We start from the raw sequence: 25134 nt of genomic DNA on the forward strand, positions 1-25134 counted from the left end.
ATGTTAGTTTATGTTCAGATACTGTATACATTCAAGATTCTTGGTCTAAAATCCTTTTTTTGCGAAAGATTTTTCATACAGTCTCTTAAGCATGTTCAAAAATCATGTTCAGCATACATAATAATCATTAGAAGAAAAACAAGGTGCGTCAGAGTCCGCACCTTGTTTTACTGTAATTCTTAAGCCGTTTTGCTTTCTTCTGCAATAAGATCAATTGCTTTTTGAATCTTAAGATCTGCTTTCAAGTTATCAAGTCCACCTTGAGCAGTAAAGATTGTACGGATCTCTTCAACTGAACGTTGATACATTTCAGCCATTTTTTCAAGCTCTTTATCAACATCAGCGTCTGATACTTCAATCTCTTCTTTGATAGAGATTGCTTCAAGTACTAGATTCGCTTTCACACGTTTACCAGCATCTTCTTTAAACTGCTCACGCATTGCTTCTTCATTTTGACCAGAGAATTGGTAGTACGTCGCAAGGTCCATACCTTGGCTTTGTAGACGTTGACCAAACTCTTGAAGCATACGATCTGTTTCTGTTGTAATCATTGATTCTGGAATATCAATTGTTGCATTTTCAGTTGCTTGCTCAATTAATGATTCGCGTGTTGCATTTTCAGCAGCGTCTTTCTTCTGCTTTTCTAGCTTTTCTTGTAATTCTTTTTTAAGCTCATCTAATGTTTCAACGTTTTCGTTCACGTCTTTAGCAAACTCGTCATTAAGCTCAGGAAGTTCTTTGCGCTTAATTTCGTGGATTTTCACTTTAAATGTAGCAGGTTGTCCAGCAAGATCCTCTGCGTGGTACTCTTCAGGGAATGTTACTTCAACATCCTTCTCATCTCCGGCTTTTAGACCAACTAACTGCTCTTCAAATCCTGGGATAAATGAGTTTGAACCAATTTCAAGTGAATAGTTCTCAGCAGTTCCGCCTTCAAATGCTTCACCATTAGCAAACCCTTCAAAGTCAAGAACAGCTGTATCGCCGTCTTCAATTGCACCATCTTCTATAACAACAAGCTCAGCTTGATGTCCTTGAAGATGCTTTAATTCACCATCGATATCTTCTTCTGTTACTTCTGTGTCTTGAGCTTCAACTTCAAGACCTTTGTATTCACCAAGCTCAACTTCAGGTTTAACTGTAACTGTAGCTTTAAAAATAAGCTCGCTACCTTTTTCCATTTTCTCAACGTCAATATCAGGACGATCAACTGGTGTAATTCAGCTTCATCAACTGCTGCTGCATATGCTTCAGGAAGAAGAATATCTAGTGCGTCTTGATAAAGTGATTCAACGCCAAATTGCTTTTCGAATAAACCGCGTGGTACTTTCCCTTTACGGAATCCTGGAATGTTAACCTTTTTTGATACTTTTTTAAATGCTTCATCTAATGCTGTTGTTACTTTTTCAGCTTCAACCTCTACTGTTAAAACTCCTTGGTTTCCTTCTTGCTTTTCCCATTTTGAACTCATACGTGTTCCCTCCAACTATATCTTCGTTCGTTAAAACGATTGATTTCCGTTATTCATGATTGACAACCACACTATTATAACATAAAGCCCTTGCTTTTCAATGGAAGCGCCTGAATTAACAGGGCGCTTGTTAAATTTTTTTTAACATATGTATCGATTATGTATCTGTTTCTTTTAAATCGGTTAAACCATTCCTAAAAATTTGTTTTTCTAATTCTTCAATTAGTTCTATTTTCTCAAGTGTTTCTGATAGTTCTGAATTGTATTGAGTTGCTATCTGTTCTTCACTATAATCACTTGCAATTCGGTCACAAGCAATCATATGAAAAGATGCAGCGTACACATCCTGTTCTTTTTTTTCAGGCAGGAAAGGAAAAAGGATCAGCAAATGCATGATCATCATTTGTGTAGCCATCTCATAGAGAATTGGATTTTCATGCTCTAGTTGTTCTGAAAGACGTTGTTTCATCTCACTCGCAAAAACGGACATTTGATCCTGACTTTTGAGCGTAGCAGGAATCACTTTTTTTGTTTGCCCTATTTTTGTAATGGTTACAACACTTTCAATCTCCCATTCCATTAAAAGTTGGAGAGCGTAACTTCTTAACAACAAATCTTTTTTGGGGTCTTCTATGTATGTAATTAAAGTTGGTGCCATCTGACGCTGATTTGCTTTGCTTAGGTATTGGATTGCTTGCCATTGCAATTCAGGATTATTTGACTGGAGTTTTACTGTTTCCTCGAATTCTACATCGCCTAACTCATTAGTTGACTGAATCGAATCAGTTAGGTACACATCTTCTGTCATCTGTCTGCTGAAATGAAGAAGCTTATAAAGACTTTCAGCGTGTTGAGGTGGAAAACGATTTTCTGCTAATACGGCATCTAGCAGTTCAATAACTTCCTCATAACGGGAAAGCTTGGACAAGTAAAGAGATATGTACTTGCAAATTTTCGAAATAATCGCCTGTTCCTTCTTTTAATAGCTTGTCTGTCATTCTGACTGCTTCTTCAAGTCGTCCTAGCTCAACCAAACTAAGCATCTTTCCAAACCGGACCTTTGGATTTTCAGGCTCAATCATTTCAGCTTGCTGAAAGTAGTCATACGCCAAGCTGACCTTCTTTAGCCTTAAGCGAATCCATACCTAACTCGAGTAGCCTTCGTACTAAGCCAGGATAAAGAATGATATTGTTTTCATTGTTTTGATGAGATTTGTCGGTCATTCGTTTTGCTCCCGCTCCTATTGGACTAGTCTTCGTTCAAATGTTAGGTAAAGTGTACCAGTTCATCCTTCCCAATACAAATGCATAAGCAACAGAACGTCAACCTTTAGAAAAATGGAGATATCTTTATACAAAGACATCTCCTCATTTTGGGTTATTTTACCCTTTATCTAGCTTCTTCAAACTCTTTTATTTTCTCTTCATGCACCAATGTTAACCCAATTTCATCCCAACCATTTATGAGCATTTTCTTCCAATATGGATCAATTTCAAAGCTAGCCTCAAATTCTCCACCTTTGATTGTTTGCTGCTCCAAATCAACAGTTAATGAATAGATTCCATTCTCTGCGTGTGCAAGTAATGTGTTAACCTTTTGCTCTTCAAGTCGAATCGGCAACATTCCATTTTTTACACAGTTATTATAAAAAATATCGGCAAAACTTGGCGCGATGATCACTCGAAACCCATAATCATGTAAGGACCAAGGAGCATGCTCTCTTGAAGAACCGCAACCAAAATTATTACCAGCAATTAAGATCGAAGCACCTGCTGCTTCCGGTTTGTTTAATGAAAACTCTGGATTATCGGTTCCATCTTCTAAAAAACGCCAATCAAAAAATAGAAATTGTCCAAATCCCGTTCTCTCAACCCTCTTTAGAAACTGCTTTGGAATGATTTGGTCTGTGTCGACATTTACACGGTTTAATGCTGCCGTTTGCCCTGTGTGAATTGTTAATGGCTCCATCTACCTCACCCTCTCTCAGAAGCTGCTACTTCAGACTTAAATGATCGTACATCTACAAAATGACCTGCAATCGCTGTTGCTGCCGCCATTTCAGGACTCACTAGGTGCGTACGGGAGCCTTTCCCTTGTCTTCCTTCAAAGTTACGGTTAGATGTGGACGCACAACGTTCCCCTTCAGGCACAACGTCAGGATTCATACTCAGACACATACTACAGCCTGATTCACGCCATTCAAATCCTGCTGCTTTAAATAGTTGATCCAATCCTTCTTTTTCCGCCTGCTTTTTAACACGCTGTGAACCAGGAACAACTAACGCACGAACGTGATCTGAAACTTTTTGTCCTTGTATGACTCCCGCTGCAGCTCTTAAATCACTGATACGAGAGTTTGTACAGGAGCCGATAAACACATGTTGTACTTTAATAGAAGAAATCGGTGTACCCGGTGTTAGGTCCATGTACTCTAACGCCTGCTCGATACCTCTTCTTTCCGATTCACTTGTCGCATCATCTGGAGATGGAACGGACTCGGAAATGCGCACTCCTTGCGAAGGATCTGTTCCCCAGGTTACCATCGGTTCAATCTCAGATGAATCAATTGTCACGGTCCGATCATAAACGGCTCCCTCATCTGTAGCAAGCTCACTCCACTGCTGCTTTGCCACTTCAAAGGCCTCACCTTGAGGCACATAAGTGCGTCCCTCTAAATAATCGAAAGTCACTTGGTCTGGACTGATTAAGCCAGCTTTAGCGCCTGCTTCAATTGACATATTACAAATGGTCATTCGCTCTTCCATCGTTAAACCACGAATCGCTTCGCCTGTAAATTCAATAATGGAACCTGTACCAACATCTACTCCAAGCTTAGAGATAATCGCTAAAATAACATCTTTTGCAGAAATACCAGTACCAAGCGCACCTGTTATACGTACCTCAAGTGTTTTAGGTTTCGATTGCCACAAGGATTGAGTGGCAAGAACGTGCTCAACCTCACTAGTACCAATTCCAAAAGCAATGGCACCAAATGCGCCATGAGTTGACGTATGACTATCTCCACACACAATGGTTTTACCCGGTTGTGTTAGTCCTAGCTCAGGACCAATTACATGAACTATGCCATTTTCAGGACTTCTAAGGTCAGCAATTTCCACTCCAAATTCTTTACAGTTTTCCGCAAGAGTGTCCATTTGTTTACGTGCGATCATATCAGTAATATCATAACGATTCACCGTTGGAACATTGTGATCCATTGTCGCAAACGTGAGATCTGGACGTCTTACCTTTCTGCCAGCTAAACGTAAGCCTTCAAACGCTTGTGGAGACGTTACTTCATGCACAAGATGTAAGTCTACATATAATAAGCTTGGTTTCCCCTCTTCTGCCGTCACTTCATGTGCATTCCATATTTTCTCGATAATTGTTTTAGGTGCCATTGCGATTCCTCCTCTTTTTGACATTGTTTATTTATTTGGTGCTTTTCGTTATATAGTGAAGAACTGTGTCCGTCATCTCAGTTGTGGACACTGCTTCTTGATTTCCATATACAAGGTCAGCCGTTCTAACGCCAGAATCTAATGCCTGGTTAATTGCATCCATAATTGCTTCAGACTCTAATTCCATTTTGAACGCATATTTAAGCATCATGGCAACAGAAGCGATGGTTGCTAATGGATTAGCTAATCCCTTACCAGCGATGTCCGGTGCCGATCCATGAATTGGTTCATAAATGCCTGGACCTTCTGCACTTAAGCTTGCTGATGGAAGTAAACCTAGTGATCCAGAGATCATCGATGCTTCATCACTTAGAATATCACCAAATAAATTTTCAGTTACCAATACGTCAAATTGACGCGGATTCCGAATCAACTGCATCGCAGCGTTATCTACAAGCATATGTTCAAGTGTGACGTTTGGAAATTCTTCTGCTATTTCATTGGCGATTTGTCTCCATAGTCTACTTGATTCCAAAACATTCGCTTTATCTACAGACATGACCTTACCGCCACGTACCTCTGCTAATTCAAAGGCCATACGAACAATTCGTTCAATTTCACTACGTTTGTATGAAAGAGTATCAACGGCTGCTTCTTCTCCGTCAACGTCCAAGCGCTCGCTCGGTTCACCAAAATAAAGACCACCCGTCAACTCCCTGACGATTAATAGATCAATGCCTCGCACAACCTCTTCTTTGATAGTAGACTCTGAAACCAAGCTATTATAGATAGAAACCGGACGTAAATTAGAGAATAACTGCAACTCTTTTCTAATTCTCAAAAGACCCTTTTCAGGACGAAGGTGTGCAGGATAGCTATCCCATTTTGGTCCACCGACCGCTCCTAGAAGAATGGCGTCAGACTCTCTACATAGGTCCAACGTTTCTTTCGGAAGTGGATCTTCAAACTGATCGACTGCAGTGCCTCCGATTGCTGCCGTTTGATAGTTAAATTTATGACCAAACTCAATTCCAATCTTATCTAAAACACGTGTTGCCTCTGTTACTACCTCAGGTCCAATTCCATCACCCGGTAGAAGCGTTATCGTTTTTTCCATAAATATAACTCTCCTATATGTTTACCTTGTTAGTTTGTTCCTGTCCGTAGACTTTACGGATTAACGTACGATTGATCGCGTTGATATATGCTTTTGCAGAAGCTTCAAGTACATCATGTGCCGTGCCTCTACCTGTTGATTCGAACCCTGCATATTTTACCTGAACATATACTTCGGCTAATGCGTCGCCGCCACCGTTAACAGATTGAATGCGATAGTCTTCCAAACTAACTGGTCCATCTATCATTCTCTCTAGCGTGTTATAGATTGCCTCAACACTTCCTGATCCCGTTGCAGCTTCTTGAGTAATGGCACCTGTTGGCAGTTTCATCGTAATCGCAGCAGTCGGAATATTGTTTGTTCCATAATTCACCTGAACGGTTTGAAGCTCATATGACTCTTGAATCGCATCTGTCATGGTTTCTGTCATTAGAGCAAATAAATCGTCTTCGGTTACTTCTTTTTTCTTATCACACAAGTCTTTAAACGCATCAAAGATTTGTTGGAATTGTACACTATCTCCGGCAAAGCCAAGCTCCGTTAGTTTTTCTTTAAATGCATGGCGTCCAGAATGTTTCCCAAGAACCATCGAACTTTCATTTACACCAACTAACTCCGGTGTAATAATTTCATAGGTTTCCTTGTTCTTAAGCATGCCGTCCTGATGGATGCCTGACTCATGTGCAAATGCGTTGGCTCCTACAACTGCTTTGTTACCCGGTACTGGCATATTGGCAAGCTTACTCACTAATGAGCTCGTTCGCTTAATTTCTTTTAATGTTAGTCCCGTGTCAGCATTATAATGATCCTTACGAATATTAAGCGCGACTGCAATTTCTTCTAACGCTGCGTTTCCGGCACGTTCACCAATACCATTTATTGTACATTCTACTTGCCCTGCACCATTTTGAATGGCTGCTAACGAGTTAGCTACTGCCATACCTAAGTCATTATGATTATGAGTCGACAAGATCACTTTCTCAATACTCGGCACATTTTGCTTCATATAAGCAAACATATTTCCAATTTCATACGGTGTTGTAAATCCAACTGTATCAGGCAAATTAATTACGGTAGCTCCAGCTTGAATAGCTTCTTCAACCAATCTAGCTAAAAAAGGAAGCTCCGCACGGCTTGCATCTTCTGCAGAAAATTGAACCTGAGGAAATTTTGATGCCGCTAGTTTAACGCTTTGAACAGCTTTTTCCACTACTTGATCAGGTGTCATGTTCAACTTATATTTCATATGAATAGGTGATGAGGCGATAAAGACATGAAGTCTAGGCTCTGCGCTATCCTTTAAGGCTTCCCAGGCTGTATCAATATCTGATTGGACAGCACGGGCAAGACCTGTGATAGAACAATCTTTAATCGTACGAGCAATTTGCTGAACCGATTGGAAATCTCCTTTTGAAGGTTGGAAAACCACCTCCATAATGTCCACTCCAAGTCGTTCAAGCTGCCTAGCGATCTCTAGCTTTTCTTCTTGGTTAAGATTAACCCCGGCAGATTGTTCGCCATCTCGCAATGTGGTGTCAAAAACATTAATTTTTCGCACTGCCCACCACTCCTTTTGATTTGCCTTTCACAAATGGCATCATTTCACGAAGCTCACGACCTACCACTTCGATTGGATGGTTTTTCTCTGCTTCATTGATTGCTGTATATTCAGGACGATTTGCTTGGTTTTCTAGGATCCAACCTTTTGCAAATTTACCTGTTTGGATATCTGAAAGAATGTCTTTCATTGCTTTTTTCGTTTCGTCTGTTACGATACGAGGTCCTGCTTGGAAATCTCCCCATTGAGCTGTATCAGAGATTGAATAACGCATTGTTTCAAGTCCACCCTCATACATTAAATCTACAATTAGCTTCAATTCATGTAAACACTCAAAGTAAGCTACTTCTGGTTGGTAACCAGCTTCTGTCAATGTTTCAAACCCTGCTTTTACAAGGGCGGCAGTTCCACCACATAGTACAGCTTGCTCACCGAATAGATCTGTTTCCGTTTCTTCTTTAAATGTTGTTTCTAGAACGCCAGCACGCGCTGCACCAATTTGTTTCGCATAAGCAAGAGCTGTGTCTTTAGCTTGGCCTGTCGCATCTTGGAATACAGCAATTAGTCCAGGTACACCTGCACCCTCTTCAAATGTACGACGAACAAGATGACCTGGTCCTTTAGGAGCAACTAAGAATACATCTACATCTGCAGGAGGAACGATTTGGTTAAAATGAATGTTAAAACCGTGTGCAAATACTAGTGATTTTCCTTTTGTTAATTCAGGCTCAATTTCATTTTTATAGATCGTAGGTTGATGCTCATCTGGAAGAAGAATCATGATAAGGTCTGCTTGTGCTGATGCGTCTCTAACTGTTTGTACGTCAAACCCATCCTCTGCTGCTTTATCCCATGACTTTCCTTTACGCAAACCAACTACTACTTGAACACCGCTTTCGCGAAGGTTTAGTGCGTGTGCATGACCTTGTGAACCATATCCAATGATTGCTACTGTTTTCCCTTGTAGTACTGATTCATTTACATCACCGTTATAATATACTTTTGCCATTTTAAAATCTCTCCTCTTTTGAATGAATTAGTTTTAGTTTTTTATATGTGGAATGTCACTTGTTCCCGTTAATTAATTAAACTGAGCCGGTTAGGGTCAGAGAGTACCTTTTTGGAGCTACGACTTAAGGCGGTTTCACCTGTTCGTGCTAATTCTTTGATTCCATATGGTCGAAGCAAGTCAATGAGAGCTTCGACTTTTTCGTGATCACCAACAACTTGCAATGTCATACTCTCGCGTCCAATATCAATCGTCGAAGCACGGAATGTATTAACAAGTGCTGAAATTTCCCCACGTTGCTCCGGGAAAGCCACAATTTTAATTAAGGCAAGTTCACGGGCAATGATCGATTCATCTGTAATGTCTTTTACCTTTAGAACATCTACTTGTTTGTGGAGCTGCTTAAGCACCTGTTCAATGTTATTCATCGTGTCAGCAACGACAACAAACGTCATTCTTGATACGGAAGGGTTCTCTGTAATGCCAACTGTGATACTTTCAATATTAAAATGTCTTCTAGCAAATAGTCCGGTGATCCGATTTAGTACACCGGAGCTATTGTTTACAAGTGTGGAAACCGTTCGCTTCATGGTTTTACCCCCTCCATTTGGTGGTGTCCTTTGCCCGGACAGATCATTGGGTAGACATTCTCATCTTTTGCTACTCTAAAGTCCATTAAGACTGGTCCATCATGAGCAAGCATTTCATCAATTGCTGATTCCATGTCTTTTAATTCATCAACCCGCATCGCTTTAATTGAATAAGCTTCAGCAAGTTTGACAAAGTCGGGCTGTATCGGGAACAAGGAATTAGAATAACGTTCTCCATGGAACAATTGCTGCCATTGACGAACCATTCCGAGTGATGCATTGTTCACAATCACAATTTTGACTGGGAGATTTAGTTCCTGCAGAATCGACAGTTCTTGTAACGTCATTTGGAACCCTGCGTCTCCAATAACTGAGACAACGGTTGATTTTGGTTCTGCAATTTGTGCACCAATCGCCGCTGGGAACCCAAATCCCATTGTTCCAAGACCACCTGAAGTGACCCAACGATTCGGCTTATCAAATTTATAGAACTGAGCCGACCACATTTGATGGTTGGCCAACATCCGTTGTCACAATCGCCTCGCCTTTTGTTTTTTCGTAAATTTTTTCAATTAAATGCTGTGGTTTGATGATTTCGTTTTCTTGCTTATACCAAAGCGGATAATCTGATTTCATTTTTTGTAAATCAGCCTTCCAAACGGCATGCTCTGCTTGCTCTCCATCTTCAGCAATCAACAGTTTCAGAGCTTCTTTAGCATCTCCAACAACCGGAATCTGGGTTTCGATATTTTTACCAATCTCAGTTGGATCAACATCAATATGAGCAACCGTTGCATACGGCGCAAAATAGTCAAGCTTTCCTGTTAAACGATCATCAAATCGAGCGCCAATATTAATCAGTAAGTCGGCTTCATGCAAAGCCATATTGGCTGCATATGTCCCGTGCATCCCTGCCATTCCTAGATGTAATTCGTGATTACCAGGAAAGTTTCCAAGACCAAGCAAAGTATTAACAACAGGAATTTGTTGTTGTTCAACATACTCAGCTAGTTGCTCACTTGCTTTAGCATGTAAGATACCGGCACCCGCTAAAATAACTGGTTTTTTTGCATTTGAAACTGCCTCAGCAAGCTTACGAATCTGTTGTCGATTCGGTATAACTGTTGGCTGATAACCTGGAAGATTCACTTCCTTACTGTAATCAAACAATCCCGAATCCTGTGACACATCCTTTGGTAGGTCGATTAGAACTGGACCTGGTCGACCCGTTGTTGCAATGTGAAAAGCTTCTTTAATGATTCTCGGAAATTCCTCTACCGAGCGAACTTGGTAGTTATGTTTTGTGATTGGCATGGTAATACCTAACATATCAGCCTCTTGAAAAGCATCTGTACCAATAACTGATTTTGCAACTTGCCCCGTAATAACCACAAGCGGAAGGGAGTCGATCATCGCATCAGCAATTCCTGTGACAACATTTGTTGCTCCAGGACCAGATGTGACAACACAGACACCAGGCTTACCAGATACTCTTGCGTAGCCTTCTGCTGCGTGAATTGCCCCTTGTTCATGTCTCGCCAGGATATGCCTGATCCCTGTTTTATAAATCTCATCATAAGTTGGAAGGATGGCACCTCCTGGATAACCAAAGATGACTTCAACGTTCTCTTTTGCTAATGCCTCAATAAGCATGCCTGACCCCGACAGTTCTTTAGGTGCCTCAGTGTTCTCAAGGTTCATAACAACTTCCTGATTCTTTGTTTTTGTTGACATCTTTGCTCCTCCTTTTTGAGTTCGTAAGCGTATGGGATATTTATTTAAAAAACAAAAAAATCTTTCCGCGCCCAACAAGCCACGATTGTAGCTGAAGGGGCGAAAAGATTTACTTTTCACGGTACCACCCTAGTTCACCGAAATCTATTCGGTCTCATGGACAGAAGTTCTGTCCGTTTTAATAACGAGTGTTGGTACACCCGGTCTTCTTATTAAAGCAGTGATTGTCACTGCCTGTTCAGATAGACTCTCTGAGGTGAGTTTCAGAACATCCTCTGCACCGTTTCTCAGCAACACGGCTCTCTTTAGCAGAATGATTATTCTTACTTTCCTCATCAACGATTTAACGATTAAATTTTCATAACTCCACCTGTGTTAGCAGATGTGACTAACTTTGAATAACGAGCAAGATAACCCTTTTTCACTTTCGGCTCAGGCTCAGTCCAACCAACCTTACGACGAGCAAGCTCTTCTTCATCAACGAGCAGATGAATTCCTCGATTCGGAAGATCAATCTTAATTTTGTCTCCATTTTCAACAAAGGCAATTGGTCCACCTTCTGCCGCTTCCGGAGAAATATGACCAATGGAGATGCCTCGAGATGCTCCTGAGAAGCGACCATCTGTGATCAGAGCTACCTTTGTACCAAGCCCTCTACCTTGGATCGCTGACGTTGGTGCAAGCATTTCCGGCATTCCCGGACCGCCTTTTGGTCCTTCGGTACGAATAACAACGACGTGACCTTCTTTAACTTCACCTTTATTTATCTTTTCTTGCGCTTCTTCTTGAGATTCAAAGACAATCGCTTCTCCTTCAAAAACTTGGATTGAAGGATCAACTGCACCTACTTTAATAACTGCCCCGTCTGGTGCAAGATTACCAAACAAAATGGATAATCCACCCACTGGACTATATGCTGTGTCTTTGTCCCTTATAACCTCTTTATTTGTTACTTCTGCATCTTTCACATTTTCATAGAGGCTTTTTCCGGAAATCGTAATTCGATCCGGATGAACCGCACCCTCGATTTCACAGAGTTGTTTGATAATTGCACTTACACCACCAGCTTGGTGAACATCATCCATCGAATAATCTGATGCTGGGCTGATTTTACAAAGATACGGAATCCTTTCAGCAACTGTATTAATTCGATTCATGTCATATTCAACTTCTGCTTCATGAGCAATAGCTAATGTATGAAGGACTGTGTTTGTCGATCCACCCATTGCCATATCTAAAGCAAATGCATCATCAATGGTTTCTTGTGTAATAATATCTCTTGGTTTAATATCTTTTTCAATCAGGTTCATCAAGTGCTTTGCAGCGTCCTTAATCAACTGATGACGTTTTTCTGATGTAGCAACAATTGTTCCATTACCCGGAAGTGCTAATCCAAGCATCTCCATTAGCGAGTTCATGGAATTTGCTGTGAACATTCCTGAACATGATCCACAAGTTGGACAGGCCTGCTGTTCAATTTCAAGCAGTTCTTCTCTTGTCATTTTACCGGATGAGAAAGCTCCAACGCCTTCAAAAACGGATACAAGCGACAAGCTCTGACCTTCTTTTGTACGTCCGGCTTCCATTGGTCCACCAGAGACAAAAACAGAAGGAACATTCGTCCTAACGGATGCCATCAACATACCTGGTGTAATCTTGTCACAGTTCGGAATATAAAACACTCCATCAAACCAATGCGCATTTATAACGGTCTCAGCAGCATCACAGATAATCTCTCTACTTGGGAGAGAATATCTCATCCCGATGTGACCCATTGCAATTCCATCGTCAACACCAATTGTGTTGAATTCGAATGGTATCCCACCGGCTTCAATAATCGCTTGTTTTGCAACTTCAGCAAATTTATTCAGGTGCATATGACCTGGTATAATATCAATATATGAATTACAAACACCGATAAACGGTTTGTCCATATCCTCTTCACTAACACCGGCTGCTCTAAGTAAGCTTCTATGCGGTGCACGATCAATACCCTTTTTAATCATGTCACTTCTCATTGCTACCCGCTCCCACTTCACTGTAATCTCTGTTATAGCCATGTTAAACATTGTCATGGGCAAAACATTAAGTCATTCTAATTATTCGGTGATCTTTTACTAGAGCTCTTTGTTAACATTTCTTACGTCCTTACTTAAAAGTGTTTCGTTATTGAGACTTATCATACGCCTCTTATATGCGAGGGTCAACCATTTTCACGAAAATAATTTGATAATTTAGATAGATTCGTTATAATGTATGCGGTTACATACTATTCATTAAAAAGTTTTAGCTATTTTCAAAAATTCTGTCATATTTTTTTGAAAATAGGGCATAGTACAATTAGGTGATGACAATGAAACGATTAAAACGTTTTTTTCAGAGAATTTCTTTTATTAAACCATTTTTACTTGTGTTTAATCCAAAACCGCTAAACCATCTAGTGCTCGTGACAGACAGTTGGAGAAGATGTCCTGATGTAATGGATAAAAAATTGTGTGAAATCCTCCATCAACGCAACTTGTATCCAACACCTAACCAAACGATTTATGGCGTTCATACGAATGTCGCTCTCATTCCTTACAGGTTAGCTTTTGTAAAAGCTAGTTCACAAGCTAAGCAGGAACGGATCAAACGAGTGTTGCAAAAAAAGGGTGGACGGTGTACTTCTATACACCTGAAAATGTAAATAATAGCGACCCTTCTTGGCTCCAAGCAATCACAACACATTCAAATAATACAAAAAACGCCTATTTGCAAACATAAGTTGCAAAAGGCGTTTTTTGTATTACGTATGTAAAAAAGATAATCCTGACGTCCCAGGAGAGATTCGAACTCCCGACCGACGCCTTAGAAGGGCGTTGCTCTATCCAGCTGAGCTACTAGGACAAAATCGAAAAGCGGGTGATGAGAATCGAACTCACATCATCAGCTTGGAAGGCTGAGGTTTTACCACTAAACTACACCCGCATCATGGTTTGAATCGCTTTTCAAAAAGAAATATCAGCGACGAATATAAATATACTCCATTAATCGATTTTTGTCAATAAGTTATGTCATATTCTTCTTGAAAAGTTGTATAAACCGCTTCAAGCTTGCGTTGCAACACACTTTTTACCGACTCCTAAAAGAAGCCGTCCCTTGGCTTTTCCTTCTAGTTGTTTTTGCGTGGAAATGTTCCGCCAAGCTCTGGCATCTCTTGACCGTCATACGTATAGTATGTGACTTCAATCGTAGCATCCGTTAATTCACAGATACAGTACGTTTGGTCTCTGCGACCAGAAGGCAGACGAATACTTCCAGGATTGATAAATACAATGCCTTTTTCTTGAAAACAAGTAGCGACATGAGTATGACCAAAGCTGGCCACATCTGCGCCAACTTCTTCCGCTCTTAAAACAAGTGATTGCAAGTGGCTTTTCACCTGATAGAGGTGTCCGTGTGTGAAATACATACGTCCATTATTTGTGTCTTCGATCCATTCTTCTGGAAAATCTTGACCCATGTCACAATTGCCTTTGACGGAAATAACTCCAGCAAGCGGCCCTTGATTAGGGACAAGCTCAGAATCTCCACAGTGAAAAATCTGATCCACTTCATCACGTTTCGTTACTAATAATTGTTCTAGCTCATCTGTCCATCCATGGCTATCACTAATAATAAGTGCTTTCATTGTTGCGTATCCTCCTTACAGATCAAATAAGTATTTATATCTTAAGAGTTCTTGAATTGCTTTTCCACGGTGGCTGCGCTCATTTTTCTCTTCTGATGAGATTTCTGCAGCGGTTTGACCAAGTGCAGGTACATAGAATACAGGATCATATCCAAAGCCTGCGTCTCCGGATGGCGTCAAAGCAATCGAACCTTCAAACTGCCCCTTAAAATAAATAGTCTCTTCACCTGGCTGTGCTACAGCCATCACACAAATAAATCTTGCTGTCCGCTCAGCTTCTGGCACATCCTTCAGCTCATGAAGAAGCTTTGTGATGTTCGCTGCATCATCCTTCTCTTCTCCTGCGTATCTTGCAGAATAGATTCCAGGTGCACCATTTAGAGCATCTACCTCTAATCCAGAATCATCCGCAATGACCGTTCGGTTCAACAGTGAAGACAATGTCTCCGCTTTAATCGCTGCATTTTCGTGAAACGTTAGTCCGTCTTCTGGAATATCAGGGATTTTCGGATAATCAAGCAGAGACTTTATGACTGTTCCATTCCCTTCAAGCAGCTGCTTAAACTCTTTTATTTTTCCTTTATTGGTTGTGGCGATGATGAGTTCAGATGTCATCTGTATTCACTCCTTTTGTCTCCTGGATACGGTCACTTGTTTTACCAAGCTTATGCTGTTGCTCGGAAATGAGTTCCTTAATTCCTTTTTCCGCCACATCGAGCATAGCTGTAAGTTCACTTCTTGAAAATACAGCTTCCTCTCCTGTTCCTTGGATTTCTACCAATGCTCCGCTTCCCGTCATAACCACATTCATATCAACGTCAGCGTTTGAGTCTTCCTCATAGCATAAATCAAGTAGGATCTGTTTCGAAGCATTTATGCCAACAGAAATAGCTGCCAAATAATCCTTGACTGGCCACTCCGATATTCTTTCTTCTGTTAATGCTTTTTCAAAGGCCAAACACATCGCTGTAAATGCACCTGTGATCGCAGCCGTTCTCGTTCCACCATCTGCCTGTATGACGTCACAATCAATCCAGACTGTTTTTTCGCCCATTTTCTTAAGGTCAACAACTGTACGTAACGCACGGCCAATTAGTCTTTGTATTTCCATCGTTCGACCTGTCACTTTTCCTTTAGAGGATTCGCGAATTGTTCGCTCAGCGGTTGCTCTTGGCAACATCGCATACTCAGCTGTGATCCATCCCTTGCCTTTACCCCTGAGAAAAGGAGGGACCCGATCTTCTATTGTCGCATTACAGATTACTTTTGTGTCTCCTACTGAGATCAATACAGAACCCTCTGGGTGTTTTGTAAAATGAAGCTCTAGCTCCACAGGTCGTTGTTCATTTGTTTGTCTTCCATCTATTCGCATCATTCATATCGATCCTTTTCTATTCAAAAAATGAAAAGAGAAGGGCTGACAGCTCCTTCTCTACCTCTATCTATTATAAAGTCTCCCCTTAAAAACGCAAAGGTAAAAGCAAAAACATTTTATAAAGACTGCTCATTTACTTGTTTTGGTCTCGAAACTGGTTCTGCAGGTTCGCCGTCTTGATTTAATACAGACGCCTCTCCATTCACCTCAACAGAGATTTTATCGACTCCCGTTTGCTCTGTTAATGTAAGAGCCAACATGTTTAGGACATCCTCTGATACTGACATGTTTTCAATACTTTCAAATATATGTTCGTTGAAGTTTAAGGTTAACGTACCATCCTTTACTTCTGGTTGATTTAGCAGATTCACTTTTGATTGAATCTCAGAAACTAAGCCTGTTCCAATCGATGGACCGTCTATTAATTCTTTAACGGCAGCTGTTAGTGCATCATCTCCAGCCTCTACCCTTCTGGTCACTGGCACATAATAAGTAGATTCCCCTTGGTGCCCTAAGAAATAGAGTACAACTTCCTCACTGTTCACAAGGTCCACAACCTGGTTTGACTCAAGATTAATGCCATCGGAGCGACTAACACCATCTCCAATCGGCGTTTTATTAAGTGGCATTACCTCTTGATCATATCCATTTATACGAATTTGCACTTTTTCTACGGATTCAAACTGAGTTAATGTCCACGTAATCGCTTGAAGAATCTGCTGCTCTTTATTTGCATCGTAAAATTCAAATTCCTTTGAAAAGTCAGCAACTGCTGTTTTTTCATCTTCTTTTAAATTGACATCTACACTTGTTCCAGGCGGAAGTACTGCTTGAAACCCACTAGGTAACAATTCATCTACCGGACCATCTTGAACTAAGTATTCAAGAGATTGCTTTAATACGCCCTCTTGTTTTGGAAGAGTTAATGTTTGCGGCACAACTAATCCGTTTGCATCAAGAAGGTATAACTCCCGTTGAACCGTCTCTGTAGCTGCGTCCGTTTGTCCTTCACCTTCTTCACCTTCTTCACCTTCTTCTGCCTCTTCCGTTTCTTCTCCTGTTTCATCTAAATCTATTTGTTCGCCCTCTTCCACGTAATTAACTTGAGGTTTATCCAAATCTGTTGCCGCATCTTTTGATCCAAATGAACACCCAGTCGTAATGAGTGTAGCCACAATAAAAAGCGGAACGCCCATTTTCAAGTATTTACGCATTCATGTTCCCTCCCTTAATGGTTTGTACTTTCATGTATACGAGCCTTTAAGAGATTTAGACCAAGCAAACTTTAGACAAACCTTTTTCTGCACAAAAAAAGACAGTGAACATCTATTGAGGTTCACTGTCTAACTCTTACTAGTAATCTATAGATCAATGTTAATCGTTTGCACCTGACCGACATCCATCTCTAGCCACTGATCTGCTAATCGTTTAAATAACTCTTCTTCACCTGTTGTAAAAAAGGTATGACGAGGAATTCGTTCATCAGTATAGGCCGTCTCTGCATGATAGAGCAGCCCGCTAACTTCTCTTGCCGTTTCTTCTCCAGAAGAGATTAAAGAGATATCAGATCCTGCCCATTCTTTGATGAGTGGGGTAAGTAATGGATAATGGGTACACCCTAAAATTAGCGTATCAAAGTTTTTTCTTGATAAAGGCTGTAATGTATGTGAAACGATCCTTTTTGCTTCTTCACCTGAAAATATCCCTTGTTCTACAAGCGGGACAAATGGAGGGCATGCAAGACTTTCTACTTGAACATTGCTATTAATAGCTGATAGCGCCTTTGAATACGCTCCACTAGCAATGGTACCAGTTGTACCAATGACCGCGACATGCTCTTTTTTTGTTGCTTTCAGTGCACTGGATGCGCCTGGATAGATAACTCCAACTACAGGAATATCTAGTGCCTTTTTTACTTCCTCTAGCACTACTGCTGCAGCGGTGTTACATGCAATAACAAGCATTTTAATATTTTTAGTTTGTAGATACGTAATCATTTGCCACGTAAACGTTCGTACTTCCTCTTGTGGTCGTGGACCATAAGGACAACGCTTTGAATCGCCTACATACACAATCTCCTCTTTCGGCAGCTGTCGCATTAATTCTTTTGCGACTGTTAATCCACCAAGGCCTGAATCAATGACTCCAATCGGTCTATCCAACGTGTCTCCCTCAATTTCTATCTATATGTTACTAGCCACCTATGATGTCTTGGTTGATTTTACTACTTTCATTTGGTCATGGAGTAAGCTTAGACTCTGTTCGAGCGTGTCCACTTGCTCAGCAGTAAAATCTGCTAGAATATTTTCTAAATAATCCTGTCTTTTTAAAATCACTTCTTGAATAATCGTTTTTCCTTTTTCTGCAGATGGATACGAACCACTCTGCGATCATTTGCATCCTTCACACGGGCAACTAACTCGCTTTTTTCCATCCGATCAATTAGATCTGTCGTTGTACTAAAAGCTAAGTACATACTGGTGGATAGTTCTCCAATTGTCATGTCACCTTTTTCATTTAACCATTGAAGTGCCACAAACTGTGGGGGGGTTATAGGGAATTGAGAAAGTATAACTCTTCCTTTTTGTTTGACCATATCTGCTACTCTGCGTAATGATCGCTCAATATCTTCAATTTGATCATGGTTCAATTATCGCACCTCCTATTCATAACGGTTCTATATCTATTCATTATTTTCTCTTTTTTCATATAGGAATTCAAGTCTTACTAACAAAAGACTTGAAATGTCCATGTCTAGCCACAAAAAAACGGACAACCAAATCGGCGTCCGTTTTTCAAATTCATTACTCAGTGATGTATTCTGCTTTAACAAGCTGAGCCACTTCATCTGCCGTATCTAGCTCAAGAGCCTTTTGGGCAAAATCTGCCAATTCTTTTTTAGACAGCTTTAATAGCTGGCTTCTAGCTTGGCAGGATAGACGTTGCACTCATACTAAACTCATCTAGGCCTAATCCAAGTAATAACGGAATAGCTATTTCATCCCAAGCCATTTCTCCGCACATACCAACCCATTTGCCTTCTTTATGAGCAGCCTTAATAACCATTTCAACCAGACGCAAAATAGCTGGATGATAAGGCTGATACAAATAAGACACTTGTTGATTCATACGATCCGCTGCAAAAGTATACTGAATCAAATCATTTGTTCCAATACTAAAGAAGTCAACTTCTTTAGCAAATTGAGGTGCAGCAACGGCTGTAGATGGAATCTCAACCATAATACCTACCTCAATTGAATCAGAAACAGTCACTCCCTCAGAAATAAGCTTGTCCTTTTCTTCGTTAAGCAATGCTTTCGCTTGACGTAACTCTTCAAGAACGGCAATCATTGGGAACATGATTTTTAGATTTCCATATGCACTTGCACGAAGAAGAGCACGAAGCTGAACACGGAATAGGTCCTGTTGCTCAAGACAAAGTCTAATTGCACGGAAACCTAAAAATGGGTTCATTTCTTTAGGAAGATCTAAATAAGGAAGTTCTTTGTCGCCACCGATATCTAATGTACGGATGACAACTGGTTTCCCTTCCATTCGTTCAACGACTTCTTTATACGCCTCAAACTGCTCGTCCTCTGAAGGAAGATTTTCTCGACCCATATAAAGAAATTCAGTACGGTACAGACCAATTCCCTCTGCCCCATTTGCGATCACACCATCTAAATCTTTTGGTGTTCCGATGTTTGCAGCAAGCTCCACATGTTCACCATCAGACGTAGTTGTTTGATCATTCACAAGCTTAGCCCACTCGTCTTTTTGCTTTTGGAAATCAGCTTTCTTTTGTTTAAACGTAGCCAATACATCCTCAGATGGGTTGATAACAACCTCACCATCAATGCCGTCCACAACTACAATGTCGCCGGTTTTAATTGACTTTGTGGCTTCTTTTGTACCAACAACTGCAGGAATTTCAAGTGAACGAGACATGATTGCAGAATGGGATGTACGACCGCCAATATCTGTAGCAAACCCTTTTATAAAAAGAGGATTTAGCTGTGCAGTATCTGATGGTGTAAGGTCTTCAGCAATGACAATCGTTTCTTCAGTAATTGTAGCAAGTGAACCTGCTTCAATACCTAGAAGATGACCAATCACACGTCTAGAGACATCACGAATATCCGAAGCACGTTCTTTCATATATTCATTATCCATATTTTCGAAAATAGTTATAAATTGATCTGCTACTTCATTAAGAGCAAATTCAGCGTTACGTTTCTCATTCGTAATCTTATCCTTAACTGAATCAATTAACTCGGGGTCACTTAAGACCAAGCAAATGGGCTGCAAATATTTCAGCCTTATCTGCACCAAGATTTTGTTCAGTTTTATCTTTAATGGCAGATAGCTCTTCCTTCGACAATCTGAGAGCGTCTTCAAAACGATTAATCTCAGCACTTGGGTCAGATGCTTCTGAAGAGCTGATCGTGAAATCAGGCTCTTCATGCACATAGGCCTTTGCAATTGCAATGCCTTGGGAAGCAGCTATGCCAGTAATTACCTGTGGCATGTGTTATTCCCCTAACTCGTTTTTAATGATTTCTTCAATTGCAGCAAGTGCATCATCTGCATCTGATCCGTCAGCTTTAATTGTCACTTCTGCACCTTGGCCAACACCAAGAGACATAACACCCATAATGGATTTAAGATTTACAGACTTCCCTTTATACTCAAGAGTAATATCTGAAGAGAATTGCCCAGCCTTATTTACAAGTTGTGTTGCCGGACGAGCATGAATTCCTGTTTCTGCTGTAATCTTATACGTTTTTTCTGCCATAATGAATCAGCCTCTTTTCTTAAAATAGTTTAAAAATGCAGGTTCATTTAGACGTGTAGCTTATTATATGCTAAACATCTTTACAATCACCCATTTAGTTCAAAAAAAAGAATAGCATATTCCCGATAAATAGAACAGACTTTTTATCTGGACGACTGAAGCCCACACTGCTCTGATCCGAACCGTTCCATGCCTCTTTTTAACCTAAGTACATGTATTTCGCTTCTCTTCTGCATGAGAAGATCTAATAAAAACCTTTAGAAGCCACGCGTAGCAGTAGATCATGAACAGTATATCATACACAAAATTTAATTATCAATCATAAGTCTTAGTGTTCATCCTTTTTTTAAGATAATACTTAAAAAATTCATGAAGATGAGACAAAAAGGACGAAGGATGAAGGGCGATACCAAAAAAGTTATGATCAGAACCAAGAAGGATTGCCGATTCAGCAAGATAGGAGCCGGGGTAGCAAGAGAAATTAACGAAACATCAAGAGGAATCAAGCTTTTACCAAGCTCCGTGCCTCTACTCCAAGAAAAATCGCGGTGGGAGCAAGAGCCTCTCTACCTTAGCAAGAGAACGGGCAACTTTAGCAAGAACTTCCTACAGCGCACCAAGAGACTTCTCCCTATACCAAGCCGTTCCTCGCCACACTAGAGCAGAATGTCTGCAGATACCTTCCTCCATCCCTTTTATCGAAAATCAAAACGACGAACAATCCACTGTTCAGGATCATTCGCCGTTTTTAGGTTATCCGTAAACTACTAACTATTCATATTTCAACGCATCAACAGGTTGTAGTTTTGAGGCTTTGATAGATGGCAACAGTCCAAAAATGACGCCAACTAACATTGAGAACACTAATGCTCCAACGATTGCTGAGATGGAAATATAAAATGGCATGTTCATGATATTAGAGACAATTTTTGCTGCTCCAATTCCAAGCAGTACTCCTAAAGCTCCACCTACACTTGTTAACACAATGGCTTCTGTTAGAAATTGCATTAAGATCATGTAGCGTTTTGCACCTAGTGCTTTTTTAATACCAATCTCTCTTGTACGCTCTGTTACTGACACTAACATGATGTTCATGACACCGATACCACCGACTAATAATGAAATGCTTGCAATGCCGCCAAGCAAAAAGGCAAATGTCTGATTCGCTGCTTCTAGATCTTCTGTAATTGCTTGAAGATCAGGAATTCGGTACGTAGCTGTTTCCAAATCGGACAGATCGGCATTCAGATAGCTTGCAGTCATTTCACCTGCCTGCTGGATCGTATCAGTTGAAACGGCTTTTACTAAGATCTGAGTAGGCGCATCATAACCATTAATTAGTGGCCAAATCGCTTTAGACACATACATTTTTGGTTGCGGCCAGTCATCAAAATACGGATCATCCATTGGTTTTTTATCTGTAAAGACACCAACAACTCTAAAAGGAGTTCCTTTTAAGTCAATACTTTGTCCAACAGCTTCTCCACCATCAAATAATTCATTTCTCGCGTCATCATTAATCATGATTAACTGTGAGGTTGCATTTAATTCCTCTTCGGATAACATTCTTCCTTCAAGTAATTCAATTGGAAACAAATCAAAGTAGGTACTATCAACCGCATACGTCTCTGGATAGGATGTGTTCATTTGATGATACGTCTCTGGACCCCATGTTTTATGAAACAATGCAATCGTTTCAACAACAGGATCAGCTTTGATTGTATCTAAAGTATCCTCTGTGACTGGTGGTGCTGAGAGATATGTCTCTCCTCCACCCCAATAGTCATCTTGGCCACTATTCATTTGGTCCTCGTACGTGACCTGAATCGTATTGTTCCCCATTCCGATAATACTTCTTTTAAGCACTTCACTTTGCCCTTGTATCATGGAAACAATGGCGATAATCGCCGCTATTCCAATGATGACTCCAAGCATCGTGAGGATTGAACGCATCTTATGTGCAAAGATGGATTGAAAGGACAGCTTAATGTTCTCAAGCATGCACAGGCTCTCCCTTCTCTTCCACAAACAGCTGACCATCTCGAATATATATCGTTCGATCCGCTTTTTCGGCTACTTCTTTATCGTGAGTAATCATAACAATAGTGATGCCTTCTTTATTTAACTCTGTAAAAAGATCAAGAATTTGCTCACTCGTTTTTGTATCAAGTGCACCGGTTGGCTCATCTGCGAGAATAAAAGAAGGTTCATTAACTAATGCGCGCGCAATCGCTACTCGCTGTTTTTGCCCTCCTGATAAACTCGATGGTTTAAAGGATGCCCTCTCCGCTAAACCAACCTTATCTAACACGTCCTTCGCTTTTTCGCGACGAACCTTTTTCTTAATTCCACTATAAATAAGCGGCATCTCTACATTTTGTTGTGCTGTCAATCGTGGCATCAGATGAAAGGTTTGAAAAACAAACCCAATCGAACGGTTTCGAATCTCAGCAAGAAAGCTATCCTTTCCTACAAGCATATTAACAGCATCTAATGCATAGTCACCAGAGGTTGGTTTATCTAAACAACCGAGAATGTTCATTAACGTTGATTTGCCTGAGCCTGATGGGCCCATAATGGCTACGAATTCACCTTTTTCAATCGTTAGGTTAATATCCTTTAAAATCGGTACTTCTTCTTTACCTAATTTATAAGACTTGAAGATTTTAGTCAGCTTAATCATAATAAACTTCCTCTTCAAATAATGTTGCTTCTTGTCCCTCAGTTGGAGCAGGCTCAGGATATGTGATATAGTCTTCACTTATTAAGCCACTCAAAATCTCGACCGTGTACATTTCTTCGTTGAATTCTCCTACTTCAACTTCCTGCTTCATCCACGTCTGTTCGTCGCTTATCTTCCAAACATATGAGACGCCATCTTCTTCAAATGTCCAATCTTGACCAATCATAACTTGATCAGATGTATCTTCAACCTCTGCCATCATTGGTTCTACGTTTACATGATAGCCAATCTCAAGGCCCTCATGTTCAGGTAGAACGACAGTAAATGGATATTTAGAGGTTTGAGGATTACTTTCTTCATATCCATAATATTCTTCGTTTTCGCTAGATACAGGTAGTTTTCCGATCTCTGTAACTGTGCCTACCCATTCGCCTTCTTGTCCATTTTTAGCTGTAATTAACACTTCTGTTCCTTCTTCTAATGTTCCTATTAGTAGTTCATTAATTTGACTTTTAATTAAGTAATCACCATTGGTTACAATTTGAATAAATGGTTCGTTAGCCGCTTCATTTTGAGCGCCATCAGCTATATCTGTATTAATCGATTGAACGATACCCGTTGTTTTACTAACAACAATATTGGCATTCGTTTCGCCACTTTTCTTTAATGCATCTAGTCTTTTTTTAACCTGACCTGTTTCTAGATTAATAACCTTTAAGTCATAATTCGATTGGTCCAATTCTTGCTGAAGTATTTCCTTTTCTTCTTTCTCAGCTTTTTTGATGGCTTTATTTAATTTATCAATGGATTTCTGTGTTTGATTAATTTGTAGATAAGATAGATCTAGCTCCATTTGTGTTTGTTCGATTTCAAGGCTAGTGTCTTCCACTTCAGCTGGCTCATATTCAAACAGTGGATCGCCTTCATTTATTTCGTCACCTTCTTGAACAAATGTTTCTTTCACCTTACCTAATTCTGGGTTCATAAACACTTTTTCTTGCTTTTCTGCTTCGATTTTTCCAGTAAAGGCTTGTAAAGAATATTGCTCCATTCCATAAGAGAAATCTGCTACCTGCATTGGATAAATTTCATCTCCAAATTCACCAGCTGCTGCTTTACTTGTAAAATGATAGACACCATACCCTGTTCCACTTACAACCAATACACTTGCCAAGACAATACTAGATACAATCCAAGCTCGTTTGCCCAATTCGTTCTCCCCTTAAATGTTCAAGATAATTCCATTTATTTATTATCTAGTAGAAAGCGCTTATAATCAATACATATTTTGTATATAAATTCTAATATTTTTATAAAGTTTCAAAAATTAAACACCTGATCTTACTTTTACGATTGTTTTCGTTCTTTCTTAATGATGTAGCACCTTTCGTTTTACACTTTCATATACTGTGATGACTTAACCCTTACCGGAAACCACCGGTAGCTCTAGCCCGAGCAAGAAGGAGTGAACTCATTGAAAGGAGCAGAATTCGGACCTAAACCTTTACTTACAAAAAGGGAACGTGAGGTATTCGAGCTACTCGTTCAAGATAAGACCACAAAAGATATCGCTCAAGACCTTTTCATCAGTGAGAAAACCGTACGAAATCACATTTCTAATACAATGCAAAAACTTGGAGTAAAGGGGCGCTCTCAAGCTGTCATTGAACTTATTAGATTAGGTGAGTTAACAATATAATGCCTTTAGGCAAAAAAAGACTGAGGCCAAA

The 25134-nt window shown here is 40.2% G+C and carries 21 protein-coding genes, 2 tRNA genes, 4 pseudogenes and 1 other annotated feature; of the genes and pseudogenes, 2 read left to right on the plus strand and 25 right to left on the minus strand.

Annotated elements, in window-relative coordinates; all coding sequences use genetic code 11:
* Positions 1 to 179: 179 nt before the first annotated feature.
* From tig to ilvD, 12 genes and pseudogenes are all read right to left on the minus strand, one after another.
* Positions 180 to 1471: pseudogene (gene tig / locus NDM98_RS06670) on the minus strand (trigger factor).
* Positions 1472 to 1628: 157 nt separating this feature from the next.
* The gene (locus NDM98_RS06675) at positions 1629 to 2399 is read right to left on the minus strand and encodes a hypothetical protein (RefSeq protein WP_251605614.1); all 771 of its coding nucleotides are present in this window, start codon (positions 2397 to 2399) and stop codon (positions 1629 to 1631) included.
* Positions 2377 to 2583: a tetratricopeptide repeat protein gene (locus NDM98_RS06680; RefSeq protein WP_251605616.1), complete on the minus strand. Its 207-nt coding sequence runs from the start codon at positions 2581 to 2583 to the stop codon at positions 2377 to 2379. Before NDM98_RS06680 ends, NDM98_RS06675 begins: the two co-directional genes overlap by 23 nt.
* Entirely contained in the window at positions 2573 to 2695 is a 123-nt protein-coding gene (locus NDM98_RS23430; RefSeq protein WP_285803889.1) for a hypothetical protein, read from the minus strand. Before NDM98_RS23430 ends, NDM98_RS06680 begins: the two co-directional genes overlap by 11 nt.
* 166 nt (positions 2696 to 2861) lie before the next feature.
* Positions 2862 to 3440: a 3-isopropylmalate dehydratase small subunit gene (leuD, locus tag NDM98_RS06685; protein ID WP_251605618.1), complete on the minus strand. Its 579-nt coding sequence runs from the start codon at positions 3438 to 3440 to the stop codon at positions 2862 to 2864.
* A gap of 5 nt (positions 3441 to 3445) precedes the next feature.
* Positions 3446 to 4873 carry a 3-isopropylmalate dehydratase large subunit gene (gene leuC, locus NDM98_RS06690; protein WP_251605620.1) on the minus strand — a complete coding sequence of 476 codons (1428 nt, stop codon included), beginning with the start codon at positions 4871 to 4873 and terminating at the stop codon, positions 3446 to 3448.
* A 31-nt stretch (positions 4874 to 4904) separates the two neighbouring features.
* On the minus strand, positions 4905 to 5990 hold the full coding sequence (gene leuB / locus NDM98_RS06695; protein WP_251605623.1) for a 3-isopropylmalate dehydrogenase: 1086 nt from the start codon (positions 5988 to 5990) through the stop codon (positions 4905 to 4907).
* A 13-nt stretch (positions 5991 to 6003) separates the two neighbouring features.
* Positions 6004 to 7548 carry a 2-isopropylmalate synthase gene (locus NDM98_RS06700; RefSeq protein WP_251605626.1) on the minus strand — a complete coding sequence of 515 codons (1545 nt, stop codon included), beginning with the start codon at positions 7546 to 7548 and terminating at the stop codon, positions 6004 to 6006.
* Complete coding sequence (gene ilvC / locus NDM98_RS06705; RefSeq protein WP_251605629.1) at positions 7535 to 8557, minus strand: ketol-acid reductoisomerase; 1023 nt, start codon at positions 8555 to 8557, stop codon at positions 7535 to 7537. Before ilvC ends, NDM98_RS06700 begins: the two co-directional genes overlap by 14 nt.
* A 68-nt stretch (positions 8558 to 8625) precedes the next feature.
* Positions 8626 to 9147, minus strand: coding sequence for an acetolactate synthase small subunit (ilvN, locus tag NDM98_RS06710; RefSeq protein ID WP_251605632.1), 522 nt, complete (start codon positions 9145 to 9147; stop codon positions 8626 to 8628).
* Positions 9144 to 10848, minus strand: a pseudogene (gene ilvB, locus NDM98_RS06715) (acetolactate synthase large subunit). Before ilvB ends, ilvN begins: the two are co-directional and overlap by 4 nt.
* A gap of 125 nt (positions 10849 to 10973) precedes the next feature.
* Positions 10974 to 11229: a binding site (T-box leader), on the minus strand.
* 2 nt (positions 11230 to 11231) lie between these two features.
* Positions 11232 to 12899: a dihydroxy-acid dehydratase gene (ilvD, locus tag NDM98_RS06720; protein ID WP_251605635.1), complete on the minus strand. Its 1668-nt coding sequence runs from the start codon at positions 12897 to 12899 to the stop codon at positions 11232 to 11234.
* Between the two features lie 335 nt (positions 12900 to 13234).
* Between ilvD and NDM98_RS06725 the strand changes: the two genes are divergently transcribed.
* Positions 13235 to 13567, plus strand: coding sequence for a hypothetical protein (locus NDM98_RS06725; protein WP_251605637.1), 333 nt, complete (start codon positions 13235 to 13237; stop codon positions 13565 to 13567).
* A gap of 126 nt (positions 13568 to 13693) precedes the next feature.
* On the opposite strand, the gene NDM98_RS06730 is transcribed toward NDM98_RS06725, so the two are convergent.
* From NDM98_RS06730 to NDM98_RS06790, 13 genes and pseudogenes are all read right to left on the minus strand, one after another.
* A tRNA-Arg gene (locus NDM98_RS06730) sits at positions 13694 to 13767 on the minus strand.
* Between the two features lie 10 nt (positions 13768 to 13777).
* Positions 13778 to 13848, minus strand: a tRNA-Gly gene (locus tag NDM98_RS06735).
* A 184-nt stretch (positions 13849 to 14032) separates the two neighbouring features.
* The gene (locus NDM98_RS06740; RefSeq protein ID WP_251605639.1) at positions 14033 to 14551 is read right to left on the minus strand and encodes a metallophosphoesterase family protein; all 519 of its coding nucleotides are present in this window, start codon (positions 14549 to 14551) and stop codon (positions 14033 to 14035) included.
* A gap of 15 nt (positions 14552 to 14566) precedes the next feature.
* Positions 14567 to 15166, minus strand: a complete 600-nt coding sequence (locus NDM98_RS06745; RefSeq protein WP_251605641.1) for an XTP/dITP diphosphatase — start codon at positions 15164 to 15166, stop codon at positions 14567 to 14569.
* Positions 15156 to 15923 (minus strand): ribonuclease PH, encoded by a 768-nt coding sequence (gene rph, locus NDM98_RS06750; protein ID WP_251608994.1) that lies wholly within the window; start codon positions 15921 to 15923, stop codon positions 15156 to 15158. Before rph ends, NDM98_RS06745 begins: the two co-directional genes overlap by 11 nt.
* A gap of 119 nt (positions 15924 to 16042) precedes the next feature.
* Positions 16043 to 17140: a GerMN domain-containing protein gene (locus NDM98_RS06755; protein ID WP_251605644.1), complete on the minus strand. Its 1098-nt coding sequence runs from the start codon at positions 17138 to 17140 to the stop codon at positions 16043 to 16045.
* Between the two features lie 147 nt (positions 17141 to 17287).
* Positions 17288 to 18088: a glutamate racemase gene (gene racE / locus NDM98_RS06760; protein ID WP_251605646.1), complete on the minus strand. Its 801-nt coding sequence runs from the start codon at positions 18086 to 18088 to the stop codon at positions 17288 to 17290.
* A 39-nt stretch (positions 18089 to 18127) separates the two neighbouring features.
* A pseudogene (locus NDM98_RS06765) lies at positions 18128 to 18522 on the minus strand (MarR family winged helix-turn-helix transcriptional regulator).
* 208 nt (positions 18523 to 18730) lie between these two features.
* Positions 18731 to 20454, minus strand: a pseudogene (gene ptsP / locus NDM98_RS06770) (phosphoenolpyruvate--protein phosphotransferase).
* Between the two features lie 3 nt (positions 20455 to 20457).
* A complete protein-coding gene (locus NDM98_RS06775) occupies positions 20458 to 20721 on the minus strand; it encodes a phosphocarrier protein HPr (protein WP_251605648.1) in 264 nt (87 codons plus the stop codon).
* A 771-nt stretch (positions 20722 to 21492) separates the two neighbouring features.
* Positions 21493 to 22722, minus strand: a complete 1230-nt coding sequence (locus NDM98_RS06780; protein ID WP_251605651.1) for an ABC transporter permease — start codon at positions 22720 to 22722, stop codon at positions 21493 to 21495.
* On the minus strand, positions 22715 to 23404 hold the full coding sequence (locus NDM98_RS06785) for an ABC transporter ATP-binding protein (RefSeq protein WP_251605654.1): 690 nt from the start codon (positions 23402 to 23404) through the stop codon (positions 22715 to 22717). The genes NDM98_RS06780 and NDM98_RS06785 overlap by 8 nt, the downstream gene beginning before the upstream one ends.
* Positions 23397 to 24614 (minus strand): efflux RND transporter periplasmic adaptor subunit, encoded by a 1218-nt coding sequence (locus NDM98_RS06790; protein ID WP_251605657.1) that lies wholly within the window; start codon positions 24612 to 24614, stop codon positions 23397 to 23399. The genes NDM98_RS06785 and NDM98_RS06790 overlap by 8 nt, the downstream gene beginning before the upstream one ends.
* 264 nt (positions 24615 to 24878) lie before the next feature.
* Here NDM98_RS06790 and NDM98_RS06795 point away from each other — a divergent pair, with 264 nt between their 5' ends.
* Positions 24879 to 25103, plus strand: a complete 225-nt coding sequence (locus tag NDM98_RS06795) for a helix-turn-helix domain-containing protein (RefSeq protein ID WP_143846335.1) — start codon at positions 24879 to 24881, stop codon at positions 25101 to 25103.
* Positions 25104 to 25134 lie beyond the last annotated feature (31 nt).

The organism is Alkalicoccobacillus plakortidis, assembly GCF_023703085.1.
Classification (GTDB): Bacteria; Bacillota; Bacilli; order Bacillales; family Bacillaceae_D; genus Alkalicoccobacillus; species Alkalicoccobacillus plakortidis.